We start from the raw sequence: 19,799 nt of genomic DNA, 5'->3' as shown, positions 1-19,799 counted from the left end.
CGTATATACATTATTCCAAATGGAAAAGCAGCGGAGCCTTTAGGATTCTTCCTCTTTCTCCGGCATATCCAGTTTAATGTGAAGCATCTTGAGCTGGTCTTCATCGACGAGACTGGGAGAATCGTCCATGGGGCTGTAGGCCTGGTTGTTCTTCGGGAAGGCAATCACCTCTTTGATCGAGTTCTCTCCTGCCATGATCATGACCAGCCGATCGAGGCCCGGAGCTATTCCGCCGTGGGGAGGCGGCCCGTAGCGGAAGGCGTTGAGGAGAAATCCGAAACGGTTTTCCGCTTCTTCGCTGGAAAATCCGACAATGTTGAAGATGCGCTTCTGAATTTCAGGATCGTGGATCCTGATGGAACCGGAAGCCAGCTCAAAGCCGTTACAGACAAGATCGTAGAGGTCTCCCTTTACCGCACCGGGGTTTTCCTCCAGGGTGTCGAGGTACTGCTCCTGGGGCATGGTAAACATGTGATGCGCAGCTTCCCAACGCTGTTCTTCTTCATTGTACTCAAAGAGAGGGAAGTCTACGATCCAGCAGAATCGGAAGGTCCCTGCTTCGATCAGCCCGAGGTCTTTGCCGAGTTTGCTGCGAACCGCGCCAAGACTGGTACAGGCGACGTTCCATTTGTCCCCGACCATCAGGATCAGGTCTCCGTGCTGTGCTCCAAGGCTTGTAAGCAGCTCTTCGGCAATTCCGTCGAAGAATTTTGAAACGCCACCTTCGATGCCCGATTCTCCGACTTTCATCCAGGCAAGGCCCTTTGCTCCGTAGACCTTTGCCGCATCCTCAAGTTCGGAGATCTGCTTTCTGGAGTAGCCTGAGCAACCGCTTGCCACCAGGGCCTTGACGCATCCCCCTTCGGCAACGACTGACTTGAAGGCGTTAAAACCGCTTTTTGAGGCAAGCTCGTCGACGGTTTTCATTTCCAAACCGAAACGCAGGTCCGGTTTATCGCTTCCGAAACGGTTAAGGGCATCGTCATAGGGCAAGCGCTGGAAAGGTGTTTCGAGTTTTACCCCAAGGGTTTTGTCGAAGATGTAGCTCATCATCCCCTCGACGACTTCAAATACATCGTCTTTGCTGACGAAACTCATTTCCATATCGATCTGGGTGTGTTCCGGCTGTCGGTCGCCTCGGGCATCTTCGTCCCTAAAGCAATGGGCGATTTGAAAATAGCGATCGAAGCCGGAAACCATCAAGATCTGTTTGTAGAGCTGAGGGCTTTGAGGAAGAGCGTAAAATTTTCCGGCGTGTATGCGGCTTGGTACAAGAAAATCCCGTGCTCCTTCGGGGGTTGATTTGATCATGGTTGGAGTTTCGATCTCCATAAACCCCTTACCGATGAGAAACTCTCGTGCTGCGAAGGTTACATCGGTTCTCAGTCGTATCTTACGCTGCATAGAGAAGGATCGCAGGTCGAGATAGCGGTATTTCAACCGAAGGTCTTCCTTTGCGTCGCTTTTCTCGTCGATCATGAAGGGGAGGACATCGCATTTCGTGAGTATTTCAATCTGCGAGGCCGCCACCTCGATCTCTCCTGTGTTCATATCCTTATTGACCATTTCGTCGGGGCGGCGACGGACGATACCGACGACAGCGATGCAGTATTCAAATTTGAGCTCTTTGGCTTTCTCTTTTAATGGAGCGGAGGCATCTTCGTCGATTACGACCTGCGTGATGCCGTAGCGGTCCCGGAGATTGATAAAAAGGATGCCGCCGTGGTCCCGATTTCTATGGACCCATCCATTAAGGGTAACGGTTTCTCCGACCCTTGAACTGTTCAGTTCTCCGCACGTAGCGGTTCGTTTCATATTTTCCATAAAGATGACTCTACATTATGAACGTTCCCTTTTCAAGCTGTCATTGTCAGAGACTCGAACTTCAGGCTATACTTATGTTCCGGTTTATGAAACGAAAGAGTCTTATCGTGATTGGCATAGCTATTATATGTTTATTTTTTCTATTATTGATTTTGATGCTCTTTATCGATCGCTCCATGAGTGTCGTGGCCCGAGAGCGTCTTTATGATAGCATATCGGAGGTCCCTACCGTAAAAACGGCTCTGGTCCTGGGAACCAGCCGTTATCGTCCGGGCGGAAAGGTCAATCTCTACTTTCGTTATCGCATCGAGGCTGCAAAGGCCTTGTTTGATGCGGGAAAGGTCCGTTATCTCCTGGTAAGTGGAGATAATGCTCGAAAGTCCTACAATGAACCGGTAGAGATGCGCCAGGCTTTGGTTGAAATGGGGGTCCCGATTGATCGGATAGTTCTCGACTATGCCGGATTTCGGACCCTGGATTCGGTTGTTCGCTGCCAGGAGGTTTTTGGGCAGGATCATTTTATTATTGTAAGTCAGCGCTTTCACAACGAGCGGGCCTTGTACATTGCTCGCCATTTTGGGATCGTCGCCGTGGCTTTTAACGCAAAAGATGTCGGAGGCTATTCGGGCCGGCGGATACGGGGAAGGGAGTACTTTGCCAGGGTGAAGGCTATGTTGGATTTACACTTCTTCCATACCGGTCCAAGATTTCTCGGTGAGACCGTGGAGATTCCTGAATAGAGGTGGTTTCAACCTCTATATAGTGTTCCGAATCCTGGTGCAGGGACAGGGCATTGTACTAATTCTTTTCGGTATCCTTTTTCCGCCGGTAGCAGTCACTGCATCCTAGCACATGTACATGCCGTCTCTCTCCTGAATCGAAAACTCGTGCGATGACGTCTCCATCATAGGGGACCTCTTTCCCGCAGACTGGGCAAATCCTTTTTCGCTTGCCTGGGGCAGGGTAGCAATAGGGACATCCTTTAATTTCCATCAGTCTGTCCGGTGCACCCTGTGATTTCGGATAAAGAACCGATCTTATACTTTGCCCCTTTGCCAGGTCGGCTGAACAAAGAGGACACTGTCGTTCTCGCTTTGTTTGTGGGTGTGTAAGCTTTGTTTGCGTTTTTTTACTATGCCCGCCTTTGCCGCTTCCTAAGAGCAGAATAACCAAAGCCGCCACCACTACCGCCGAAACTGCACCGATTGCCAATTCAACCATATAATTTGTGTACCCTCTTCCTTGAGAAAGTGCAAGTATCTTTTCTATTGGCAGGTGCCCCGATTCCGGTTAGGATGGAGGTATGGGAACACTCTATATTGTTGCAACTCCTATTGGCAATCTCGCCGATATCACCTTTCGAGCACTAAAAACGCTGAAGGAAGCCGATGTTATAGCCTGTGAAGATACTCGGCAAACCCTTAAGCTTCTTAACCACTATGAGATACAAAAGCCTCTGGTGAGCTGTAGGTCGCACAATGAAAGCATTGCCGCAGATCGTATCATTGAGCTTCTCCAGGAAGATAAATCCGTTGCCTATGTCAGTGATGCCGGAACCCCCGGCCTGAGTGATCCCGGAGGGGCCTTGGTACATGCGGTTCGTGAAGCCGGTTTCGAAGCGGTTCCGATACCCGGAGTATCTGCTTTTGCCGCATTAATGAGCGTAGGATCATTTCCCGGTCGGAGTGTCCTTTTTGACGGTTTTTTAAGTCCAAAGGCCGGGAAGCGGAAAAAGCGGCTTGAAGAGTTGTTGGAACGGGGGGGAAATTTCGTTTTATACGAATCTCCTCATCGGATTATCAAGCTTTTGACCGATATTGCCGATGTTGATCCTGAGCGATTGGTTCTTATTGGGAGAGAAATGACCAAATTCCATGAAGAGTACCTGCAGGGCAGCGCTCAGGAGCTTCTTAATGATTTTTCCGGTAGGGAATCTATTAAAGGAGAGTTTTCCGTCCTTGTATCCGGAAAGAAAAAACGTTAATATTAAGAGTATTCCATCCGATATATAGGATGAAAGGCAGGGTTGGAAATGAATATTGAGAGATTAGGACCGGTTGATCCGGTAAACAAGCTTGGGAAGACCAACAAAACCTCTAAACCGATAAAGCCCGGGGAAAAGGACTCAATTTCCATATCCAATGATGCAAAAACCATGGCTGAGGTGTATAAGGCCGTTGAAACGGTTAAGGCGTCTCCCGATATCAGGGCCGATCGTGTCGAAGAGGTCCGCCGAAAATTGGAGGATCCTTCCTACATAAATGATAAGCTCCTTGGTGATGTCGCCGATTCAATCATGGATATGTTCGGCATCTCCTGAGTTATGCCTTCGATAGTACTATTCCGACCACCCCTACCGGGTGGTCTTTTTTTTATTACTCCTCTTGCATAGCTCGGTATCTCCTGTAATAGTGATATAAGGATTTTGTGAGGAGGTTTGCCAATGCAGGATTTATCCCTTTACATGCCGACGAGGATATTTTGTTCTGCTGGTTCTCTGCTACGGCTGGCAGAGACTATTGGATTGCTTGGAAACCGCTTTCTCCTTGTCACGGAACGTGCTCTTTCAGAGCGTGTGGAGGTTGATCGGATACGATCGCTTATAGAACGGGAAGGCGGTGAGGTGATGATTTTTACCGACCTTCCGGCCCGGGCGGACAGTCGTAGTGCAGAGGCTGCCTCCGAGCTTGCAAAGGTAAGTAGGTTGCATGCCGTTATCGGCTTCGGAGGGCTAAGGGCTCTTGGTATTGCCAGAATGACGGCACTTGCAGCCAACTCCGATAAACGTGTCGATGATATTCTCTCCGGATCTACCGTTTCTGCGCCCCCGCTTCCTTATATAGAGATTCCCGGGACGCTTCGCAGTCCCTTCATGTGCAGCGATAGGTTTTTCATTGTCGATGCCAGAAGTCGAACCCCGCGATTGGTCAATGCCGAGGGCTTTTTCCCCTTTGCCGCTGTGATCGACCCTGAATTGAGCGGGGGCTTATCGCCAAAGTATCGGGTGGCCCTGTTGCTTGATACCCTCCTCCTTTCCGTGGAGGGCTACCTTTCCGGTCGTAATACATTCTTGTCTGAGACGGCTTTTCTAAAAGCGGTTGCACTTGCTGTTGATGCAGTGGCCGGGATGGAGGCAGGTAAGGTTGAAAGTGCCGGACTCTTTGCCGCGCAGGCGGCCTTCTTCAACGCGCTCGGAACTGCTTCAGGTTCACCTGGAGCCGGTACGGCCCTCTCCTGGAGCATAAGTGCTCATCGATCTGTACCTAAAGCCGTTGCCTCTACCATCATGCTTCCCTATATCCTCGAATATGGGTTGAGGTCCGCGCCGGAGAAGATTGCCAGGATGGGAAATATCCTGGGTGAAAATTTAAAGGGGCTTTCAGTGGTTGCTGCCGCAGACAGGACGGTCGAGCGGCTGCGTTCTTCCATCGGGTCTCATCAATTCCCCGGTCGCCTTTCGGAGCTGGACCTTGAACGTGACGCTTTCCCCGAGGTTGTTGCGAAAGCGAGGGAGCTTCCTTTCATCGCTGATTTAGCGGGGCCTCTTTCCTATGACGACCTGATGCAGCTGCTTCAACAGGCGTGGTAGTTCTGCTGCATGATTACCATAAAAAAATTGGCAGGGCTTCCGCCTTCGACGCGTATACGAAAATATCCGAGGCTCATACGATTTTTTGAAGAAGGTCTCCGAAATGATGTCTCCATCGATACTACGTACTTACGGGATTTATTTTCCCTGATCTCCGAAGATCCCTCCGTTACTAGTGCTGTTCGTGAGAAAGTGTCGGCTCTTAATCTGCAGTGTATAGGTAAAAATGACGTACAGCGCTCCTGCAATGGATTGCGGCATCTCCTTCTCGAACAAATAGGCGCTTCCCCCGCCGATTGGGACCTCTTGCCCCCCCCACCTTTAGAAGAGGGAGGCTGTGAACAGGTGCGAAAGACCATTGAGCTTGATCTTTATCTCGACGATATCCGTTCACCCTTTAATGTCGGAAGCATCTTTCGGGCCGCCGAGTCTTTTGGAGTCCGAAAGATTTTTCTTTCCCCTGCTAGTGCGGACCCACGACATCCCCGGGCGCAGAGAAGTGCCATGGGATGTGTCGATATCGTTCCTTGGTGTCGCTCTTCTTTTAACGAGATACAAACCCACATTGCTTCGAATAAGATTGTTGCCCTTGAAACGGGAGGCTGTCCGTTAAATGATTTTCACTTTCCGGCAGGTGGAATACTTGTTATTGGTTCGGAAGAACTGGGAGTCTCACCTGCCTTAATGGAACAGGCAAATCGGAGTGGAGGCACTGTTTCTATAGAAACGGGGGGACGCAAAGGGTCTCTTAATGTGTCGGTAGCCACCGGCATCGTCCTTCATGCCTGGTTTTCGCAGTTTCGTGCCGTCGGACCTGAAGTCCGACGGCACGAAACAACCATTAGCGATGGAGGGCCCGTTCTATCTCCGACTGATTAAATCCGATGATGATTCTACCATTGATGTCGATAACCGGAACGCCCATTTGCCCGGACTTCTTAACCATTTCTTCCGCTTTCTGCATATTCTGGGCCACATTGTATTCGGTAAAATTGACGCCGCGGCCACGAAAATACTCTTTTGCTTTTACGCAGTAGCCGCATGACGGAGTCGTATAGATTGTTATAGCCATGGATACACTCCTTTGGAATTTTATATATAAATAATACTATATAACAATATGAATGTCAATTGTTGTCATTAGTGTTAGGAATCCTGGTGATTTCTATCTCCAGACATATGAGGGAAGCTGAGAAGACAAGGCCCTGATAAGCTGCAACTAAGAGAAAAGGAGAGTTTTTTCATGTGCCGCCAGGATTCCGAACAGAGTAGTTACTCTCTGTTGTCGGTGTCTTTAGAAAAGGCGTCGGAAAGCCTTTGCAAAATGGCATTCCCTTGCTCTTCCGAACGGATATGAAACCCTGCAAGTACCTTCGGATCGATCTGCTCAAAGGTAATTTCACCGTTTTCCAGATTTGCCAGCGCATTTGCAAGATAGACGGTTTCTACAACATCCCGATATTCCGGATCGCATTCGGAAGGTTCATGGTGGAATCTGATTGCTTCTACAAGGGTTGCGGGGAAATTCCATTTTTCTGCAATACGACCACCGATTTCCGCATGATTGAGGCCGGCGGATAGGTCTTCAAAAAGATCTCTGTCGATTTCACGTTCCGTACAGAAATTGCTGATTCTGTCGAGAAGTTTTGGGTGGACATGTGCAAAGACAATCTTTCCCATATCATGAAGGATCCCTCCGACATAAGCATCGTCGAGAAGGTCCTTCTTTTTCTTGAAGCTTCTGGCAAGGGAATAGGCGTAAAAAGCTGTACGGTAGGAGTGGTCCCAAAGCCATTTTTGGTCCTGGGAGAGAATTTTCTGGGTCCCGTAGCTGTAAAGGAGGTTCTTCAATCCCCGTAGGCCTACCAACTTGACCGCTTCCACTATGTTATCGACCCGTTTGGGCAGCATAAATTGTGCCGAGTTAACAAGCTTGAGAAGATCGGCGGTCAACGAGGGGTCCGTGCTGATCTGCCTTGCGATGTCGGTTATTTCCGAGTCGGGATCATTGATAAGCTTCTGTAAGAAAACGATATTGTCGGGGAATTGAGGAAGCTCGTTGATCTCTGAAACCACTTCTTCCGAGAGTTTATCGAGGTTCTCGATGTGAACATCCGAGAAGGGAATGGTTATCTTTGCTACGGTCTCTCCGTCTATGGTATCGATGTCGAAAGCATCCTCATCGAGTCCCAGCTTTTTCAGCATCAATACAAGGATGACGATGCCAAGCCCCGCCCCTTCCGAGTCATCAAGGACCGTGGATAGGGCTTCTTCCATTGTTTCAAAGGCTCGGGAACGAGCAATGCGGTCGTAGACCCTGATTTGTTCCTTTTTGCTTATCTCCACATTATTTTTGACACTCAGGGTAAAGGTCTTCCCTCTTGCCTGAAAAACAACCTTGATATACAGGCCTGCTTGTTTTTGCAACTCAAGAAAATGGGTAATATTGGAAAGGGTTTCCTCTTTAAAACGTTTCATACCCTCTGCATAGTCTCTTGCATTATTGATATCCAGTTCTTTTTCCTTAAAGTAAACCCGCTTTGTGTTGGCTTTTTTGGCGTTTACCGAAAGCTCTTTCAAACAGTAAGCGATGCGGTCCTTGAGATGTTCCTGCCCAAACTCGGAAAGAAAAATACCGAGTACATCTTCGAGATATACTTCGGTCTCTCGTGGAAGGGTATAGGTCTTAATTGCAATAGGAACGGCGTTACGTGCCGCCTTCTGAATCTGTGGTACATTTACTTCCGGTGCCATGAAACTACTACCTGCCTAACAATATGCTTGCAAACGGTATTAATGATCAGGCAGTAAGGCGATGCTGTCAAGTATTAGCTTGAATAGTTTTTTACGAGGTCGGCCATCTCTTTCAGCCTTCTCGCTACTTTTCCGTTGATACTTTCAGGGGGGTAGATCCCTTTTTTGTTCCGTTTTCCCTCTTCCAGACCTGTGAGGAGTTCCATTCCCTCTCCTACGGTATCGGCCGACCAGACGTGAAAACTTCCGTTTCGTACCGCATCGCAGACTTCATCGGACAACATCAGGTTATTTTGGTTTATCGCGGGTATAATGACTCCCTGACTACCCGAAAGTCCTGTTTGACGGCAGATATTGAAAAAGCCTTCAATTTTTTCACTGATTCCTCCGACAGGCTGGAGTTGTCCGAGTTGATTTACCGATCCGGTAACGGCAATATCTTGCCTGAGTGGAATCTCTCCTATGGCCGAAAGGAGGGCATAGACCTCGGTTGAGCTTGCCGAATCGCCGTCTATTTCGCTGTAGCTTTGTTCAAAACAAATATTTGCATAGATTGAAAGGGGAATTTCTCTTGCGTAGGTGCGTCGGAGAAATCCTTCGATAATCAGAAGCCACTTGTCGTGGATTTCTCCGGAAAGACCGACTTCACGTTCAATATTAATGATTCCCTCACTGCCGGGGGCGGCACTCGCAGATATAACGGTAGGAAGACCATAGGCGTAATAGCCTCGGTCGTGAACGGCAAGGCCGTTGACCTTTCCTACCGCATTTCCTTCAAGCTGCAACAGCATTTCACCACTGAGAATCATCTCGGTCATCTTTTCTTCCGGAAGATTCCAAAGAAATTTCCGTTCCTCAAGGGCCCTGGCAACGGCTTCTCTGTCGATATCCTTCTTTCCCTGTCTACCACTCCAGTAGTCCGCCTCTCTGATCAGATCGGCAATAAGGGAGAAGCGAGTGGATAGACGGTCGCGTTGTTCTGATAATTTGATTCCGTACTCGATGATTGCGGCCATTCCCGATCGGGCGATTCTCCGTAATGATTCATCATCACAGATCATGTTTGCAAAACCAATATAACGGCCGCAATTTTCGGCCGTCCGCTCCATAACCGAATCGAATTCCGCGGTTATCTTAAAATGCTTTGCGAAGTCCATATCCTGGCCGTAGAGCAGATCGTAGAGATTTTCTGTGCCGGTAAGGATAACCTTGGTATCGATGGATATGGCCTTGGGTTTAAGAACCGTATGCTGAAGAGTGATTCCCCCTTCCGGTCCCTGTATTTCCACCTCTCCGGTTTGCAACGCCCGTTTCAGATGTTCCCATACTCCTTCTTCCTGGAGAAGATCGTGGGCGTTGAGGACAATAAAACCTCCCCTCGCACGAATGAGAGAGCCAGATTTTATCATCATGAAGGTCGTCCCCCCCTCTCCTCCGAGATCAAAACGTGATTCGATGACTCCGAAGAGGTTTGAGTAGGTAGGATGATTTTCGAAAATAACAGGCACGGTCTCTGTGGTGCCATTATCTACGATTACATTTACTCCATAACGGATGAGCGCGGGAATTGGTCCATCGTCCTCTTCGCCACGTTCTCTTAAAAAAAGATAGGTATGGGAACGTAGATCGTTTCGAAGAGTGTTCAGATAGGCTTCAACCGATGCTGAGCGGTAATCGGTCGCTATGTTGTCGATTGCTGCATCGATTACCGGTTGAAGCACCTCTGTTTTGAGGGCCTCTATCTCCTTATCTAGGGCGACACGGCCGCTGTGGAGCTCTTCAAACTGTTTTTTCAATTCATCCATAAGCCGAAAATAGGCTTCGCGAAGCTTTTCCCACTGTTGGTCCGTGATATCGCCCCTTGCCGCCTGTTCCTGGAGCTCATCGAAATCAATGGCTTTCCCCTCTATGATGGGCTTCAGATCGGTGGTTTCTTTTTCCTGTTCGCGGATCTGTATGATTTGGAATCCCTCTTTCCGAAAGCGGGCCTCGAGATCGGTGATGACGAGGTTTTCCTGCTCTTCCACCGTCCTTACCAACCCATTCCGCCGCTCTTTTACTTCGTCGCTTTCGAGTCTTGTTCGCAGGGCTGTCTTGAGTTCCTCAACAAGGTCGTGAATTTCCCGTTTGAAGAGACGTCCCTTTCCTTTTTCAAGGTAAAGCACTTTCGGAGCGTCGGGATCGTCAAAGTTGTAGACATACACCACATCTTCCAACGAGGAACTCTGTCTGGGCTTAAGCGATGCAAGAATTTTTCGTATGGCACTTGTTCTCCCTGTACCTGGAAGACCGGTGACGAAAACATTATAGCCTCGTCCTCTCATTTCCGTTCCCATTTTTAGGGCCCGGATGGCTCGGGGCTGGCCAATAATATCGGGACTGTCGATGTGAGCTCCGAATTCGGAGATTTCGTTTTCGGTGATGATAAGTTCAAGGGACTCGGCATTCAATTCTTGTTTACTCATGAAGACTCCAGTTCCCCACTATAGTTAGCGTCCTCTCGGGTTGTCAAGCGAGAGGGGCGAAGCGTATAATAGACCCTATGACAGTCAGTGAACTTGATGCCTATTTTCGCTCGATTCTTGCCATCGATGATCTTACCGGAGTCGATTACTCCCTCAATGGTTTGCAGGTCGGGCGTTTTGACATGCCGGTGCGAAAGGTTGCCTTCGCCGTTGATGCCTGCGAAGAGAGCATCCTCCGAACAAAAGATATCGGCGCTCAGATGCTCTTCGTACATCACGGTCTTTTTTGGGGAAAGGAACAGAGTATAACCGGTTCCCATTATCGGCGTATTGCCGCTTTGATCGAGAATGATATTGCCCTGTATGCGGCACATTTGCCTCTCGACATGCACGAAGCATACGGCAATAATGCAGGCCTTGCCAAACAGCTTGGTCTGAAGGATATAGAACCCTTTGGTATATTTCGAAGAGTCCGAATCGGCTGTGCCGGTAGTTTTGAAACACCCCAAACCATCGATGATGTTCTTACGCTGCTGGGAATGGATCGGGAAGAGCTTTTGGGCGTTCTCGCTTTTGGCCCTGAAAAGATCTCTTCTGTGGCCATTATCTCGGGTGGTGCGGACAAAGATGTAGAGCAGGCGATTGAAAAGGGTGTCGATCTCTATCTCACAGGAGAGCTGAGCCATCAGGTCTATCATCTGTGTCAGGAATCGGGTATCAATCTCATTGCTGCCGGTCATTATCGAACCGAGGTGTATGGTGTTCAATTGATGGCGGGCAAGCTGGAAGCGGATACCGGGATTGAAACCTGTTTTATTGATCTTCCGACGGGGCTGTAATGGAGAAGCCGTATCGCCCGTTTTTTCTCACCGCAGCTGTCATTCTGCTGGATCAGCTTACAAAATGGTTGATTGCCTCTCACGTTCCCTATCATACGGTGGCCTGGAGTTTCGGCGGAGATTTTTTGCGTATCATTCATACGCGTAATCTTGCGGTGGCCTTTAGTCTTGGAAATGGATTCCCGCAACCAGTCAAGCTTTTCTTATTTATTTTGGTGCCTCTCATCGCCCTTGTTGCAATTTCCGTTTATCTTGTGAAAGGTCGGGACCTTTCCTCTTTCCAGCGTTGGGTGCTTGCCGCCATTGTCGGCGGAGGGTTTGGGAATATCATTGATAGGATCTTTCGTCCCGAGGGGGTTGTCGATTTTATCGATGTTAAATTCTATGGGCTTTTCGGGCTCGATCGCTGGCCTACCTTTAATGTCGCAGATTCTACGGTTGTGGTAGCAGGCATCGCCCTTCTAATCTCGTTTTTTCTGGAGGAAAGGAAGCAATGAACAAGAAAGTCAATACCGTGATTTTTATCCTCGCCGCATCATTTTTCAATATTGTCATTATGATTCTTCTCATGCTGGGGCTTTTTGCCCTTGCTTCTTTGCTTTTACCTGCCGGTACTGGCGCCGGTCTTGGACAATTTGTTTTTCTCCTTATTTTTGCTGCATCGGTGGGAGGGAGCTTTTTTGTCTACCACAAGTTGGTCGGTTTTATCTCGAAAAAGATAGACATGGAAAAATATTTTCATCCCATTTTTCGGAGCCGTAAGCGATAGCTTTTTGAATCAATAGCCGTCTGAGATGGAGCGGTTTATATCTTTTTTGTATAGTTCGTTGTAAACATAGCCGCGCTTACGAAGTTCTTCTTTGAGTTCCTGAGGGAAGGGCATATTGCGCCAAAAAATGCCGCGCACTTCTCTGTCGAGTTTTTGGGTCCCTTCGCTTTCTTTGGTAATCCAGAGGATATAATCCTGTATGAAATATTCTTTCACGTCTCCGCGAATTTTCTGTGCAATAAACCATTGGTAGTAATGACCGGTAAGCCCCTCTTCCATCCAATAATGCTGGGCCTTTTCCTTTGCGACCTGCCAACGTAGATCGGCAATGGCGCTGAGCACCGCCGTTCTGAGATCCTTAGGGTACATGGGGAGAGCGATCCTCCCGCGGCTTGTCGCACGGTTGTAACGATCGAAAGGTTCCCAGCAAATCCCCTTGTCCCCATAACAGGGAACGAGGACGATATAGGGTACGATTCTGTTTGTTTGTCGCTTAAAGGTCCTGAGAAAAACACCGGGATCAAGGTGTTCGATCGAGGTCATTTCGGCGATGATATTTTCTCTGGTACCTATCTCACGAATGGAAGGCTTAAGATATTGCTTCATAAGTATGGGGAAATGATTACCCTGCCGCCCTACACACATCTTCGCCATCTGACGAACGGTGTTGAACTCTTCCTGCAGTGTTTTGCTGTCGACAGCGGAAAAGTTCCCTGACTTTCCGGCTTTTGATAAAAGCTCTTCCAGCTGATTATCCGCCGACTCCAGATCACGGAAAAAGAGAGATATCTCTTTGTCCATTGCCTGGAGCCTTCGAACCGTTTGCATGATTTCTCCAAGGCAGCTTCTCTGGCTCGCCTCATAAGGGAGTTTGACCTGTGGAAATCGTTCGTGCTGAGGATGATGCATGACATCGTTCATTTTTGCTATGATGAGTTTTTCGGCACTTTCGATTTCTATCATTTTCGACCGAATCAGGCCGATCTGGACTTCTTTGTGGCCTCGGGCTTTTTCAATTTGACCGGTGAGGCGCTGCCCCTGATTTTGCTGTTTTGCCTTTACCTCGTCGGTTGCCGAGGCCGAAATGGCTCCGATGGCGATCTTTTCGAGCCATTCGTCGATATAATAGACCGGTTCATCGGTCTGGTTCTCGGGAATGATTCTGGCAATCATCTCCCGCTGTTCTTTCGAAACGATGGTAGGTATTAAAAAACCGTACCGAAACATATACTTCTTTTGCTCGGGGAGATGGCCGTGTATTCTTGCCGCAATCGAAGCGGCAACATTCCAATAGGCGGGGATCAACTTTTGCCGATAGAGTGATTTATCTTTGACGTCCGTTGCATTAAGGAATTTAGAAAGAAGGGAATGAAGGCGCTTAGCATCTTCCCCTTCGCCGGATAGGACAACCTTATAGAACGATGCCTCCGAAAAGTAGGGAAGCGGTTTATCTGATTGAAATTTCGCTATGGGCGTAAAAGTCGTCTTGTTGAGATCAACCTGTTCTACCCCAACCGCTTCTTCGCTTATTTGACCTTCGTCGAAGAGATCGGAAAAATCCGGAGTGGTATCGGAAGAACCCTGGGGCTCCATACCCATGAGTTCCGCAATTTCTGGGTCGATGTCTCCCGAAAAAATGTTATCACTCAAGACATTTTCCTGATAAAAAAAGAAGGTTATGGAGGTGGTGGGAATCGAACCCATGACCTCGTGAATGCCATTCACGCGCTCTAGCCAACTGAGCTACACCCCCGGAGATAACAAAAGCATAGCCGGAACAATCTATCATGTCAAGATAGCTCTTATCGCCCCATACCGATGGAAAAAGAGAAGAAAGAAACATCTTCCGGAATATTCCAACCGATATTAAACTGAAGAGCAGGGAAGACAATTTTGTTCAAATAGAGTCGAATTCCACCTCCCGGCCCGTAGAAGCGCGTATAATGATTCCGCTCCTGTGGAGCGTAGGTGCCGCCGTCAAAGAAGAATGCCATGGTTCCCGTTCCCCATGGAAAAGAGAGAAGCGAGAATTCAGCTGTAACGGAACCTGCCATGTATTGCCAGCCCACACTGTCTCCCGACGGAAGGACCCTGAAGCCATCCCCATTCAAGGCGTTCAACAGTGCGGTCGGAGCGGTGGCGTCTCCCCCTCGCGCTCCGAATTTAAGCAGATGCTTCCCTGCAAAAGGGAGGGTATAGGCAATGTTCAGTTCTGTTTCGGTGAAGAGAGGTGATTCCTTTTCATAAAAATCATAGCCGACATCGAAAGAAACGTTTGCCCAAAGTCCCTTTTCGAAGAATTCCAGATAATAAAGATCCTTCCAGCTTAGCGAGAGGCCAATACCGATCATCTGGGCCGAGTCCACGTCACCATCTTCGACAAATGTACTGTCGTACTTCACTCGAACTCCGGGCTGCAAGCGTGCGTCGGTTCGTGTCTCCAGCTCGCCGTTTATACGAAACCCCTGACTGGTAAAAGAACGGATGCTGGTCTTGTCCTGAAGCAGGTCTTCCCTCTCGCTTTTTCCACCTCCGGCAAAGAGGACCAGCGTCGACGTTCCATTGGACAGCGAAGGATCGATATAGCCAATAGTGGCATTCACACTTTCGTTTAGCGTATAAAAGGCCGCGCCGATAAATTGACGCCGTAAGCCGAGGAAATTTGCTTCAAACAGCGTTGCGCCGAACATCAGCGAGTCGCCGTTTGAGGCAACCACGGGGATGGCTACAACAGAGAGCTTTTCTTCAACCACCAGTTCTATGTCGACCTCCGACCCCTCCTTGTTGTAGCGAAACTGAATTTCCGAGAAAAGATTGGTTTGCTTGAGCCGCTGCTGTGATTGTTCCACATCTTCCTTACGTAAAGGATCTCCGAGGCGGATACTTAGCAAGGGAAGAATGGCTGAACGGCGGGTTTTTTCAAGGCCTGTGATGGTAATTGATCTGACGGTAAGAGGTTCTTTGCTTTGGGGAAACGCTGTTTCTCCTTCATTGTAGGAAAACAGCGGGCTAAGGACTGTAACAAAGAGGCATAATCCGAGTGAAATAGTCGATAATAGTCTCATAGACTATACTATAGATTGTTGTCGTAAAAAAAACAGCCGGGTACCATAATAGCTTCGTGAAGAATTAAAAAAAGCCGAACGAAGCTATAAACTTCGTTCGGCAGCCATGGGAATGGCGTTAAAGCTTCTTATGGCAGAACCACCAATCAAAGCCTTCGTGTTCTGAAAGTCGAGTCTCCGCGCTTTTTTCATCGGCAGGAGGCGGAATGATGACTCGATCTCCGATCAACTCATTCTCGGGCCAGCCTGCGGGTAAGGCCACATCGTTTTTATCCGCGACCTGGAGTGCTCGAACGGCACGGAGTACCTCATCCATATTTCTACCGATTTCCTGGGGATAGTAGAGAACCAGTCGAACGATTCCTGTGGGATCTACGATAAATACCGCTCGGACGGTGTTTGTTCCTTTTCCGGGATGAATCATGCCTAATTTCTGTGCCACAAGCCCTGTATCGTCGGCGATGACGGGAAAGGGGATTTTTACCTCAAGTTTTTCATTGATCCATTGAATCCATTTGATGTGGCTGAATACCTGGTCGATCGAAAGTCCTATGAGATCACAATCGAGCTTTGCAAATTGGTCGGCCCGCTTTGCAAAGGCGACAAATTCGGTTGTACAAACCGGCGTAAAATCCGCGGGATGGCTGAACAAGACAAACCATCGCCCCTTGTAGTCGCCCGGAAGAGACTTCCTGCCGTGCGTTGTCTGAACTTCGAGTTCGGGAAAAGCCTCGCCAATGAGGGGAAATGAATGCTCCATACTAATTACCTCCATAATTTAAATAATAATCGGAACGATTACTAATAATAAACGAAATAAAAGAATTGTCAAGCCTTTTGTACAAGATCTTTCTCTCTTTGCCGTTCGGCTTCCTTGCAATGCACGCAGATACCATGAAAATCCAATTCGTGTGCGGTAACGGTATGCCCTGTCGCTTGTGCTACCTTTTCTTCAAGCGAGAGATCAACGTTAAGAGGCAAATCGTAAATCCTTCCGCATTTGTCACAGATAAAATGATAATGGGGCTCTACCGTCGCATCAAATCGATCGAAGGTACTTCCACGCCCCAGTCTTCGAACCATCCCCTGCTGTTCCAATATACCGAGATTTCTGTAAACGGTACCGAAACTGAGATTAGGGAAATCGGGACGTAGCGCTTCGTACAGCTCCTGGGCCGTAGGATGCGTATCCGTCGAGAGCAGATACTGATAAAGAGCATTGCGTTGTTTGCTGTTTCGATATAGCGCCTTATTCATAATCGTTACTACTATGAAGAGTAGTGATCCTGCTTCTATCTGTCAAGGGCCTGAATATAGTCCCAGGAAACGGAAAAGGAGCCCCGAGCCTTTTCTCCGACAGCCATAAGCCGATAATTTCCCTTTTGTGCCGCTATACATCGGTATTCGGCCGGACCTTTGTCGATACGTTTGATCAGCTTCCCTTCTGGATCGGAAATTTCAAGCCGCAAGCTTCCTGCCTTTTCCGTCTCTTCCCATCGAATAATCAGCTCGTCGCCAGGTGATAACCCCACTTTGCGTTCTTTCTCGTCGGAGAAGCGATAAAATCGGGCCTGCATGGCCGCAGGTCTATCCGATGACATGTAAAGAAGACGACCGTCTCCCTGTAAAAGTTTCAGACCAATTGCAATCACAAGGATAGGCACGGCGATGATGATTGTTTTCAGGTTTTTTTTATTCACGGGACTATTGAACCATGGACAATTTCATCGGTCAAGGTGTGATTGAAAGTAGTTGCGGCCCTGCTGCTTCTTTTTTACAATGTGAGTATCTCTTCCGTAAGGATCATAGATGCCTAACATCAATAAGAAACAAAAACAAAGACATAAAACTATCACGCCGAGTCCCTTTTTCATCAAAGTCATAAAGCCTTTTCTTCATTGGCTTCTTCCGAGACTCTATACCATCAAGATTATCCGTTCGAAGGAGTTGGCTGCAATCCATCCCCCCTATATCATTGTCGGAAATCATGTAAATTTCTGGGATCCCTTTCTGCTGGGGCTCTATATCAAAGAGATACCCCAGTTCGTTACTTCGGATAACATCTTTCGTACTCGCCTTTTTGGGGTTATCATGAAGCTGTTCGGCTCCATTCCGAAGTCGAAATTTATGAGTGATGCGGCAACTGTAGCCCAAATCGTGAGGATCATCAAAGGCGGGGGAGTGATCGGTATCTTTCCCGAGGGACGCAGGACTTGGGATGGTCGCAGTCTTGAGCACGTTCCTCAGGTTTCCAAGCTGATTCAGCGATTGGCCCTCCCTGTCGTAGGGGTAAGGGTCAAGGGTGCTTTTCTCGCCCGTCCCCGATGGGCAAGAAAGAGGAGCAAAGGGCTTGTCGAGCTGGAATACTTTTCTCTCTTTTCTGGTGAAGAGCTGAAAGGCCTTGGTTGGGAAGAGGTAAAACAGCTTATGGAAGAACAACTGTTCCATGACGATATTGCCTGGGCTAGAGAAAAAGAACTCCGGTTTGTTGGTAAACGGCGTGCGGAATATGTTGAAAAACTCTTATACCTCTGTCCCTCCTGTGAAGGGGTTGCCACCCTTGTTTCTCATGATAATACTGTCGAATGTTCTTCCTGCGGCTATGCCTTTACCTATGAGGAAACAGGAGAGCTTGGACCTGTCACAGGTCCTCTTCGTTTTTCGGAACTGGGCGATTGGAACGAGTGGCAGCAGAAAAGACTCATCGAACGTATATGTGAGCTTTCCGACGGTGAACAAATTTTTATGGAAGAGGGGCCTGCCATGCTTTTGACCGGCTATCGGGCACAGCGTTTGAAAAAGCTCAGAACGGGTCGTGCTCTCTTTTCCAGAGATACACTCTATTTTCGAACTCCCCTGCGTGAGGGGTTTTCCTTTCCTGTTAATGAACTTGAAGCCGTCAATGTACAGGACAAGGAAAAACTCGAATTTTACCATAAAGGAATGCTCTTTCGTCTTAATTTTGTTAGTAGTCGAGCATCCGCCCTTCTTTGGTACAGGGCGATTACCGGGGTTCAGGAGTGCCTTGCTTCCGGAAACCTTCTTTCGTCCGATAAGTTTTGATGTCTTAAAGTTATTGGAGGGTACGTATGTATGATCTTGTAATCAAAAATGGCACGGTTGTTAATAGCTGGGGTATGATCGAGGCCGATGTCGCCGTCTCTTCCGAGACGATCGTCGCCGTCGGTCTCGGGCTTTCCGGTAAACGGGAAATTGATGCCGGTGGCAAATTGGTTATCCCCGGTGCTGTGGATACCCATGTCCATCTTTCACTTGATCTTGGGGGCGGTCTGATTTCTTCCGATGATTTTTTCACCGGTACTCGTGCGGCAGCCTTCGGCGGTACCACTACGGTTGTTCCCTTTGTTCATCCGGAGTCTGGGGAGACTATGGAATCGGCTTTTCGCAGACGGCAAAATGAGGCTGAAGGGGATGTCGTTGTCGATTATGGCTGGCACATGAACATCGGCCCCGATGCTTTCAAAGAACCGGGAGGTCTCCAGGCGGCAGTTAATCGGATAAAATCTTTTGGCATCGTTACCTTCAAGCTTTATATGGCCTATGGTTATCGACTCTCCGACAGCCAACTCTTTCAGGCAATGGAGGCTGTCGGTCGTGCAGGGGGGCTGTCGGTAGTTCATGCCGAAAACTGGGACTTGATTTCTTTTTTGGTCGAACGTGCGGTACATGCCGGTGAACACCATCCCCGTTGGCATGAAAAGTGTCGTCCCTCTTCCTTTGAAGCTGAGGCGGTCTCGAAGGTTGCGGCGATTGCCGCTTACCTCTCCTTTCCTGCGGAAATCTTTCATGTCGGAAATCGTGCCGTTTCCAGGACCATTGAGGATGCCCGTAAAAAGAATATCCCCCTATTCGGAGAGACCTGTCCGCAGTATCTATTTCTCACCACCGATGCCTTTGAACGTGAGGGCGTCGAAGGGGCATATCCCGTTTGTTCTCCTCCGATACGTCCGGAGGCCGACCGCACCGCCATGTGGGACGCTCTGTCTTCGGGCGCATTGCAGATTGTATCGACCGATCACTGCCCCTTCTTGGCGGAAGAAAAAGAAAGAGGATTGGGAACCGGCTTTCATAAGATTCCCGGAGGGGTTCCCTCCATCGAAATGCGGCTGTCTGCTCTCTACAGCGAAGGGGTTCGTAGCGGGTACATATCACCTGAACAATGGATCGATGTGTGTTGTGCCGCTCCGGCCCGACTTCACGGCTTTGACCGAAAAGGTGAGATTGCTCCGGGGAAAGATGCCGATATCGTGATTTTCGATCCTGAGAAAGAGCATTGCCTGACGGCCGAAACCCTTCATGAGCGCTGTGGATGGACCCCGTATGAGGGAATGAAACTGGTTGGAAAGGTTGAAAGCACCCTTGTTCGGGGGCGTGCTGTTATTGATAAAGGAAGCTTTGTAGGTGCCGCAGGAATGGGGAAATATATCAGCCGCAGCGGTATTGACGCCCGCCTCCACTGAGGTCATGATGTAG

20 protein-coding genes and 1 tRNA gene are annotated in these 19,799 nt (G+C 48.7%); 10 read left to right on the top strand and 11 right to left on the bottom strand.

Features of this window, described 5'->3' with window-relative positions; translation table 11 throughout:
• Nucleotides 1-39 precede the first annotated feature (39 nt).
• Nucleotides 40-1,824 carry an aspartate--tRNA ligase gene (aspS, locus tag F459_RS0102145; protein ID WP_020611086.1) on the bottom strand — a complete coding sequence of 595 codons (1,785 nt, stop codon included), beginning with the start codon at nucleotides 1,822-1,824 and terminating at the stop codon, nucleotides 40-42.
• A gap of 86 nt (nucleotides 1,825-1,910) precedes the next feature.
• Here aspS and F459_RS0102140 point away from each other — a divergent pair, with 86 nt between their 5' ends.
• Nucleotides 1,911-2,564, top strand: coding sequence for a SanA/YdcF family protein (locus F459_RS0102140; protein WP_245540054.1), 654 nt, complete (start codon nucleotides 1,911-1,913; stop codon nucleotides 2,562-2,564).
• Between the two features lie 58 nt (nucleotides 2,565-2,622).
• Here the strand turns inward: F459_RS0102140 and F459_RS0102135 are convergent, their stop codons facing one another.
• The gene (locus F459_RS0102135; protein ID WP_020611084.1) at nucleotides 2,623-3,045 is read right to left on the bottom strand and encodes a hypothetical protein; all 423 of its coding nucleotides are present in this window, start codon (nucleotides 3,043-3,045) and stop codon (nucleotides 2,623-2,625) included.
• An 82-nt stretch (nucleotides 3,046-3,127) separates the two neighbouring features.
• Between F459_RS0102135 and rsmI the strand changes: the two genes are divergently transcribed.
• From rsmI to F459_RS0102115, 4 genes are all read left to right on the top strand, one after another.
• Nucleotides 3,128-3,808: a 16S rRNA (cytidine(1402)-2'-O)-methyltransferase gene (gene rsmI / locus F459_RS0102130; RefSeq protein WP_020611083.1), complete on the top strand. Its 681-nt coding sequence runs from the start codon at nucleotides 3,128-3,130 to the stop codon at nucleotides 3,806-3,808.
• Nucleotides 3,809-3,856: 48 nt separating this feature from the next.
• On the top strand, nucleotides 3,857-4,144 hold the full coding sequence (locus tag F459_RS0102125) for a flagellar biosynthesis anti-sigma factor FlgM (protein ID WP_013252936.1): 288 nt from the start codon (nucleotides 3,857-3,859) through the stop codon (nucleotides 4,142-4,144).
• Nucleotides 4,145-4,267: 123 nt separating this feature from the next.
• Nucleotides 4,268-5,413: an iron-containing alcohol dehydrogenase gene (locus F459_RS0102120; protein WP_020611082.1), complete on the top strand. Its 1,146-nt coding sequence runs from the start codon at nucleotides 4,268-4,270 to the stop codon at nucleotides 5,411-5,413.
• A gap of 9 nt (nucleotides 5,414-5,422) precedes the next feature.
• Entirely contained in the window at nucleotides 5,423-6,292 is an 870-nt protein-coding gene (locus F459_RS0102115) for a TrmH family RNA methyltransferase (protein ID WP_020611081.1), read from the top strand.
• Here F459_RS0102115 and F459_RS0102110 read toward each other — a convergent pair.
• The 3 genes from F459_RS0102110 to F459_RS0102100 form a co-directional block, all read right to left on the bottom strand.
• A complete protein-coding gene (locus F459_RS0102110; RefSeq protein ID WP_013252939.1) occupies nucleotides 6,255-6,485 on the bottom strand; it encodes a glutaredoxin domain-containing protein in 231 nt (76 codons plus the stop codon). The two genes, F459_RS0102115 and F459_RS0102110, sit on opposite strands and share 38 nt — an antisense overlap.
• A 200-nt stretch (nucleotides 6,486-6,685) precedes the next feature.
• Entirely contained in the window at nucleotides 6,686-8,167 is a 1,482-nt protein-coding gene (locus tag F459_RS0102105; protein ID WP_020611080.1) for an HDOD domain-containing protein, read from the bottom strand.
• A gap of 74 nt (nucleotides 8,168-8,241) precedes the next feature.
• Nucleotides 8,242-10,632 carry a Lon protease family protein gene (locus tag F459_RS0102100; RefSeq protein WP_020611079.1) on the bottom strand — a complete coding sequence of 797 codons (2,391 nt, stop codon included), beginning with the start codon at nucleotides 10,630-10,632 and terminating at the stop codon, nucleotides 8,242-8,244.
• 77 nt (nucleotides 10,633-10,709) lie between these two features.
• Here F459_RS0102100 and F459_RS0102095 point away from each other — a divergent pair, with 77 nt between their 5' ends.
• The 3 genes from F459_RS0102095 to F459_RS0102085 are packed head-to-tail and all read left to right on the top strand — an operon-like array spanning nucleotide 10,710 to nucleotide 12,240.
• Nucleotides 10,710-11,471: a Nif3-like dinuclear metal center hexameric protein gene (locus tag F459_RS0102095; protein WP_020611078.1), complete on the top strand. Its 762-nt coding sequence runs from the start codon at nucleotides 10,710-10,712 to the stop codon at nucleotides 11,469-11,471.
• On the top strand, nucleotides 11,471-11,968 hold the full coding sequence (gene lspA, locus F459_RS0102090; RefSeq protein ID WP_020611077.1) for a signal peptidase II: 498 nt from the start codon (nucleotides 11,471-11,473) through the stop codon (nucleotides 11,966-11,968). The genes F459_RS0102095 and lspA overlap by 1 nt, the downstream gene beginning before the upstream one ends.
• Nucleotides 11,965-12,240: a hypothetical protein gene (locus F459_RS0102085; protein WP_020611076.1), complete on the top strand. Its 276-nt coding sequence runs from the start codon at nucleotides 11,965-11,967 to the stop codon at nucleotides 12,238-12,240. Before lspA ends, F459_RS0102085 begins: the two co-directional genes overlap by 4 nt.
• Nucleotides 12,241-12,249: 9 nt before the next feature.
• Here the strand turns inward: F459_RS0102085 and F459_RS0102080 are convergent, their stop codons facing one another.
• The 6 genes from F459_RS0102080 to F459_RS0102055 all read right to left on the bottom strand — a co-directional run bounded on the left by F459_RS0102080 (nucleotide 12,250) and on the right by F459_RS0102055 (nucleotide 17,005).
• Nucleotides 12,250-13,890 (bottom strand): hypothetical protein, encoded by a 1,641-nt coding sequence (locus tag F459_RS0102080; protein WP_026294843.1) that lies wholly within the window; start codon nucleotides 13,888-13,890, stop codon nucleotides 12,250-12,252.
• A 29-nt stretch (nucleotides 13,891-13,919) separates the two neighbouring features.
• Nucleotides 13,920-13,993 (bottom strand) — tRNA-Ala (locus F459_RS0102075).
• A gap of 49 nt (nucleotides 13,994-14,042) precedes the next feature.
• A complete protein-coding gene (locus tag F459_RS0102070; protein WP_020611075.1) occupies nucleotides 14,043-15,305 on the bottom strand; it encodes a POTRA domain-containing protein in 1,263 nt (420 codons plus the stop codon).
• Between the two features lie 118 nt (nucleotides 15,306-15,423).
• Entirely contained in the window at nucleotides 15,424-16,065 is a 642-nt protein-coding gene (locus F459_RS0102065; RefSeq protein ID WP_020611074.1) for a peroxiredoxin, read from the bottom strand.
• Nucleotides 16,066-16,133: 68 nt separating this feature from the next.
• Nucleotides 16,134-16,562, bottom strand: a complete 429-nt coding sequence (locus F459_RS0102060) for a Fur family transcriptional regulator (RefSeq protein ID WP_020611073.1) — start codon at nucleotides 16,560-16,562, stop codon at nucleotides 16,134-16,136.
• 35 nt (nucleotides 16,563-16,597) lie between these two features.
• Entirely contained in the window at nucleotides 16,598-17,005 is a 408-nt protein-coding gene (locus F459_RS0102055) for a hypothetical protein (RefSeq protein WP_020611072.1), read from the bottom strand.
• Between the two features lie 109 nt (nucleotides 17,006-17,114).
• Between F459_RS0102055 and F459_RS0102050 the strand changes: the two genes are divergently transcribed.
• Both F459_RS0102050 and hydA read left to right on the top strand, forming a co-directional pair.
• Nucleotides 17,115-18,368 carry a 1-acyl-sn-glycerol-3-phosphate acyltransferase gene (locus tag F459_RS0102050; RefSeq protein WP_020611071.1) on the top strand — a complete coding sequence of 418 codons (1,254 nt, stop codon included), beginning with the start codon at nucleotides 17,115-17,117 and terminating at the stop codon, nucleotides 18,366-18,368.
• A gap of 26 nt (nucleotides 18,369-18,394) precedes the next feature.
• Nucleotides 18,395-19,786, top strand: a complete 1,392-nt coding sequence (gene hydA, locus F459_RS0102045) for a dihydropyrimidinase (RefSeq protein ID WP_020611070.1) — start codon at nucleotides 18,395-18,397, stop codon at nucleotides 19,784-19,786.
• The last annotated feature ends 13 nt before the right edge of the window (nucleotides 19,787-19,799 follow it).

The sequence above is a fragment of the Sediminispirochaeta bajacaliforniensis DSM 16054 genome, assembly GCF_000378205.1.
GTDB classification, from domain to species: Bacteria; Spirochaetota; Spirochaetia; order DSM-16054; family Sediminispirochaetaceae; genus Sediminispirochaeta; species Sediminispirochaeta bajacaliforniensis.
Note: the sequence above shows the minus strand (reverse complement) of the source record. Positions and strands in the feature narration are given on the sequence as shown.

Coding starts and splice junctions, on each gene's coding strand:
- F459_RS0102085 (WP_020611076.1), top strand. CDS start 11,965: ATGAACAAGAAAGTCAATACCGTGATTTTTATCCTCGCCGCATCATTT.
- F459_RS0102095 (WP_020611078.1), top strand. CDS start 10,710: ATGACAGTCAGTGAACTTGATGCCTATTTTCGCTCGATTCTTGCCATC.
- F459_RS0102115 (WP_020611081.1), top strand. CDS start 5,423: ATGATTACCATAAAAAAATTGGCAGGGCTTCCGCCTTCGACGCGTATA.
- F459_RS0102105 (WP_020611080.1), bottom strand. CDS start 8,167: ATGGCACCGGAAGTAAATGTACCACAGATTCAGAAGGCGGCACGTAAC.
- aspS (WP_020611086.1), bottom strand. CDS start 1,824: ATGGAAAATATGAAACGAACCGCTACGTGCGGAGAACTGAACAGTTCA.
- F459_RS0102060 (WP_020611073.1), bottom strand. CDS start 16,562: ATGAATAAGGCGCTATATCGAAACAGCAAACAACGCAATGCTCTTTAT.
- hydA (WP_020611070.1), top strand. CDS start 18,395: ATGTATGATCTTGTAATCAAAAATGGCACGGTTGTTAATAGCTGGGGT.
- F459_RS0102050 (WP_020611071.1), top strand. CDS start 17,115: ATGCCTAACATCAATAAGAAACAAAAACAAAGACATAAAACTATCACG.
- F459_RS0102065 (WP_020611074.1), bottom strand. CDS start 16,065: ATGGAGCATTCATTTCCCCTCATTGGCGAGGCTTTTCCCGAACTCGAA.
- lspA (WP_020611077.1), top strand. CDS start 11,471: ATGGAGAAGCCGTATCGCCCGTTTTTTCTCACCGCAGCTGTCATTCTG.
- F459_RS0102070 (WP_020611075.1), bottom strand. CDS start 15,305: ATGAGACTATTATCGACTATTTCACTCGGATTATGCCTCTTTGTTACA.
- rsmI (WP_020611083.1), top strand. CDS start 3,128: ATGGGAACACTCTATATTGTTGCAACTCCTATTGGCAATCTCGCCGAT.
- F459_RS0102120 (WP_020611082.1), top strand. CDS start 4,268: ATGCAGGATTTATCCCTTTACATGCCGACGAGGATATTTTGTTCTGCT.
- F459_RS0102140 (WP_245540054.1), top strand. CDS start 1,911: ATGAAACGAAAGAGTCTTATCGTGATTGGCATAGCTATTATATGTTTA.
- F459_RS0102110 (WP_013252939.1), bottom strand. CDS start 6,485: ATGGCTATAACAATCTATACGACTCCGTCATGCGGCTACTGCGTAAAA.
- F459_RS0102100 (WP_020611079.1), bottom strand. CDS start 10,632: ATGAGTAAACAAGAATTGAATGCCGAGTCCCTTGAACTTATCATCACC.
- F459_RS0102125 (WP_013252936.1), top strand. CDS start 3,857: ATGAATATTGAGAGATTAGGACCGGTTGATCCGGTAAACAAGCTTGGG.
- F459_RS0102135 (WP_020611084.1), bottom strand. CDS start 3,045: ATGGTTGAATTGGCAATCGGTGCAGTTTCGGCGGTAGTGGTGGCGGCT.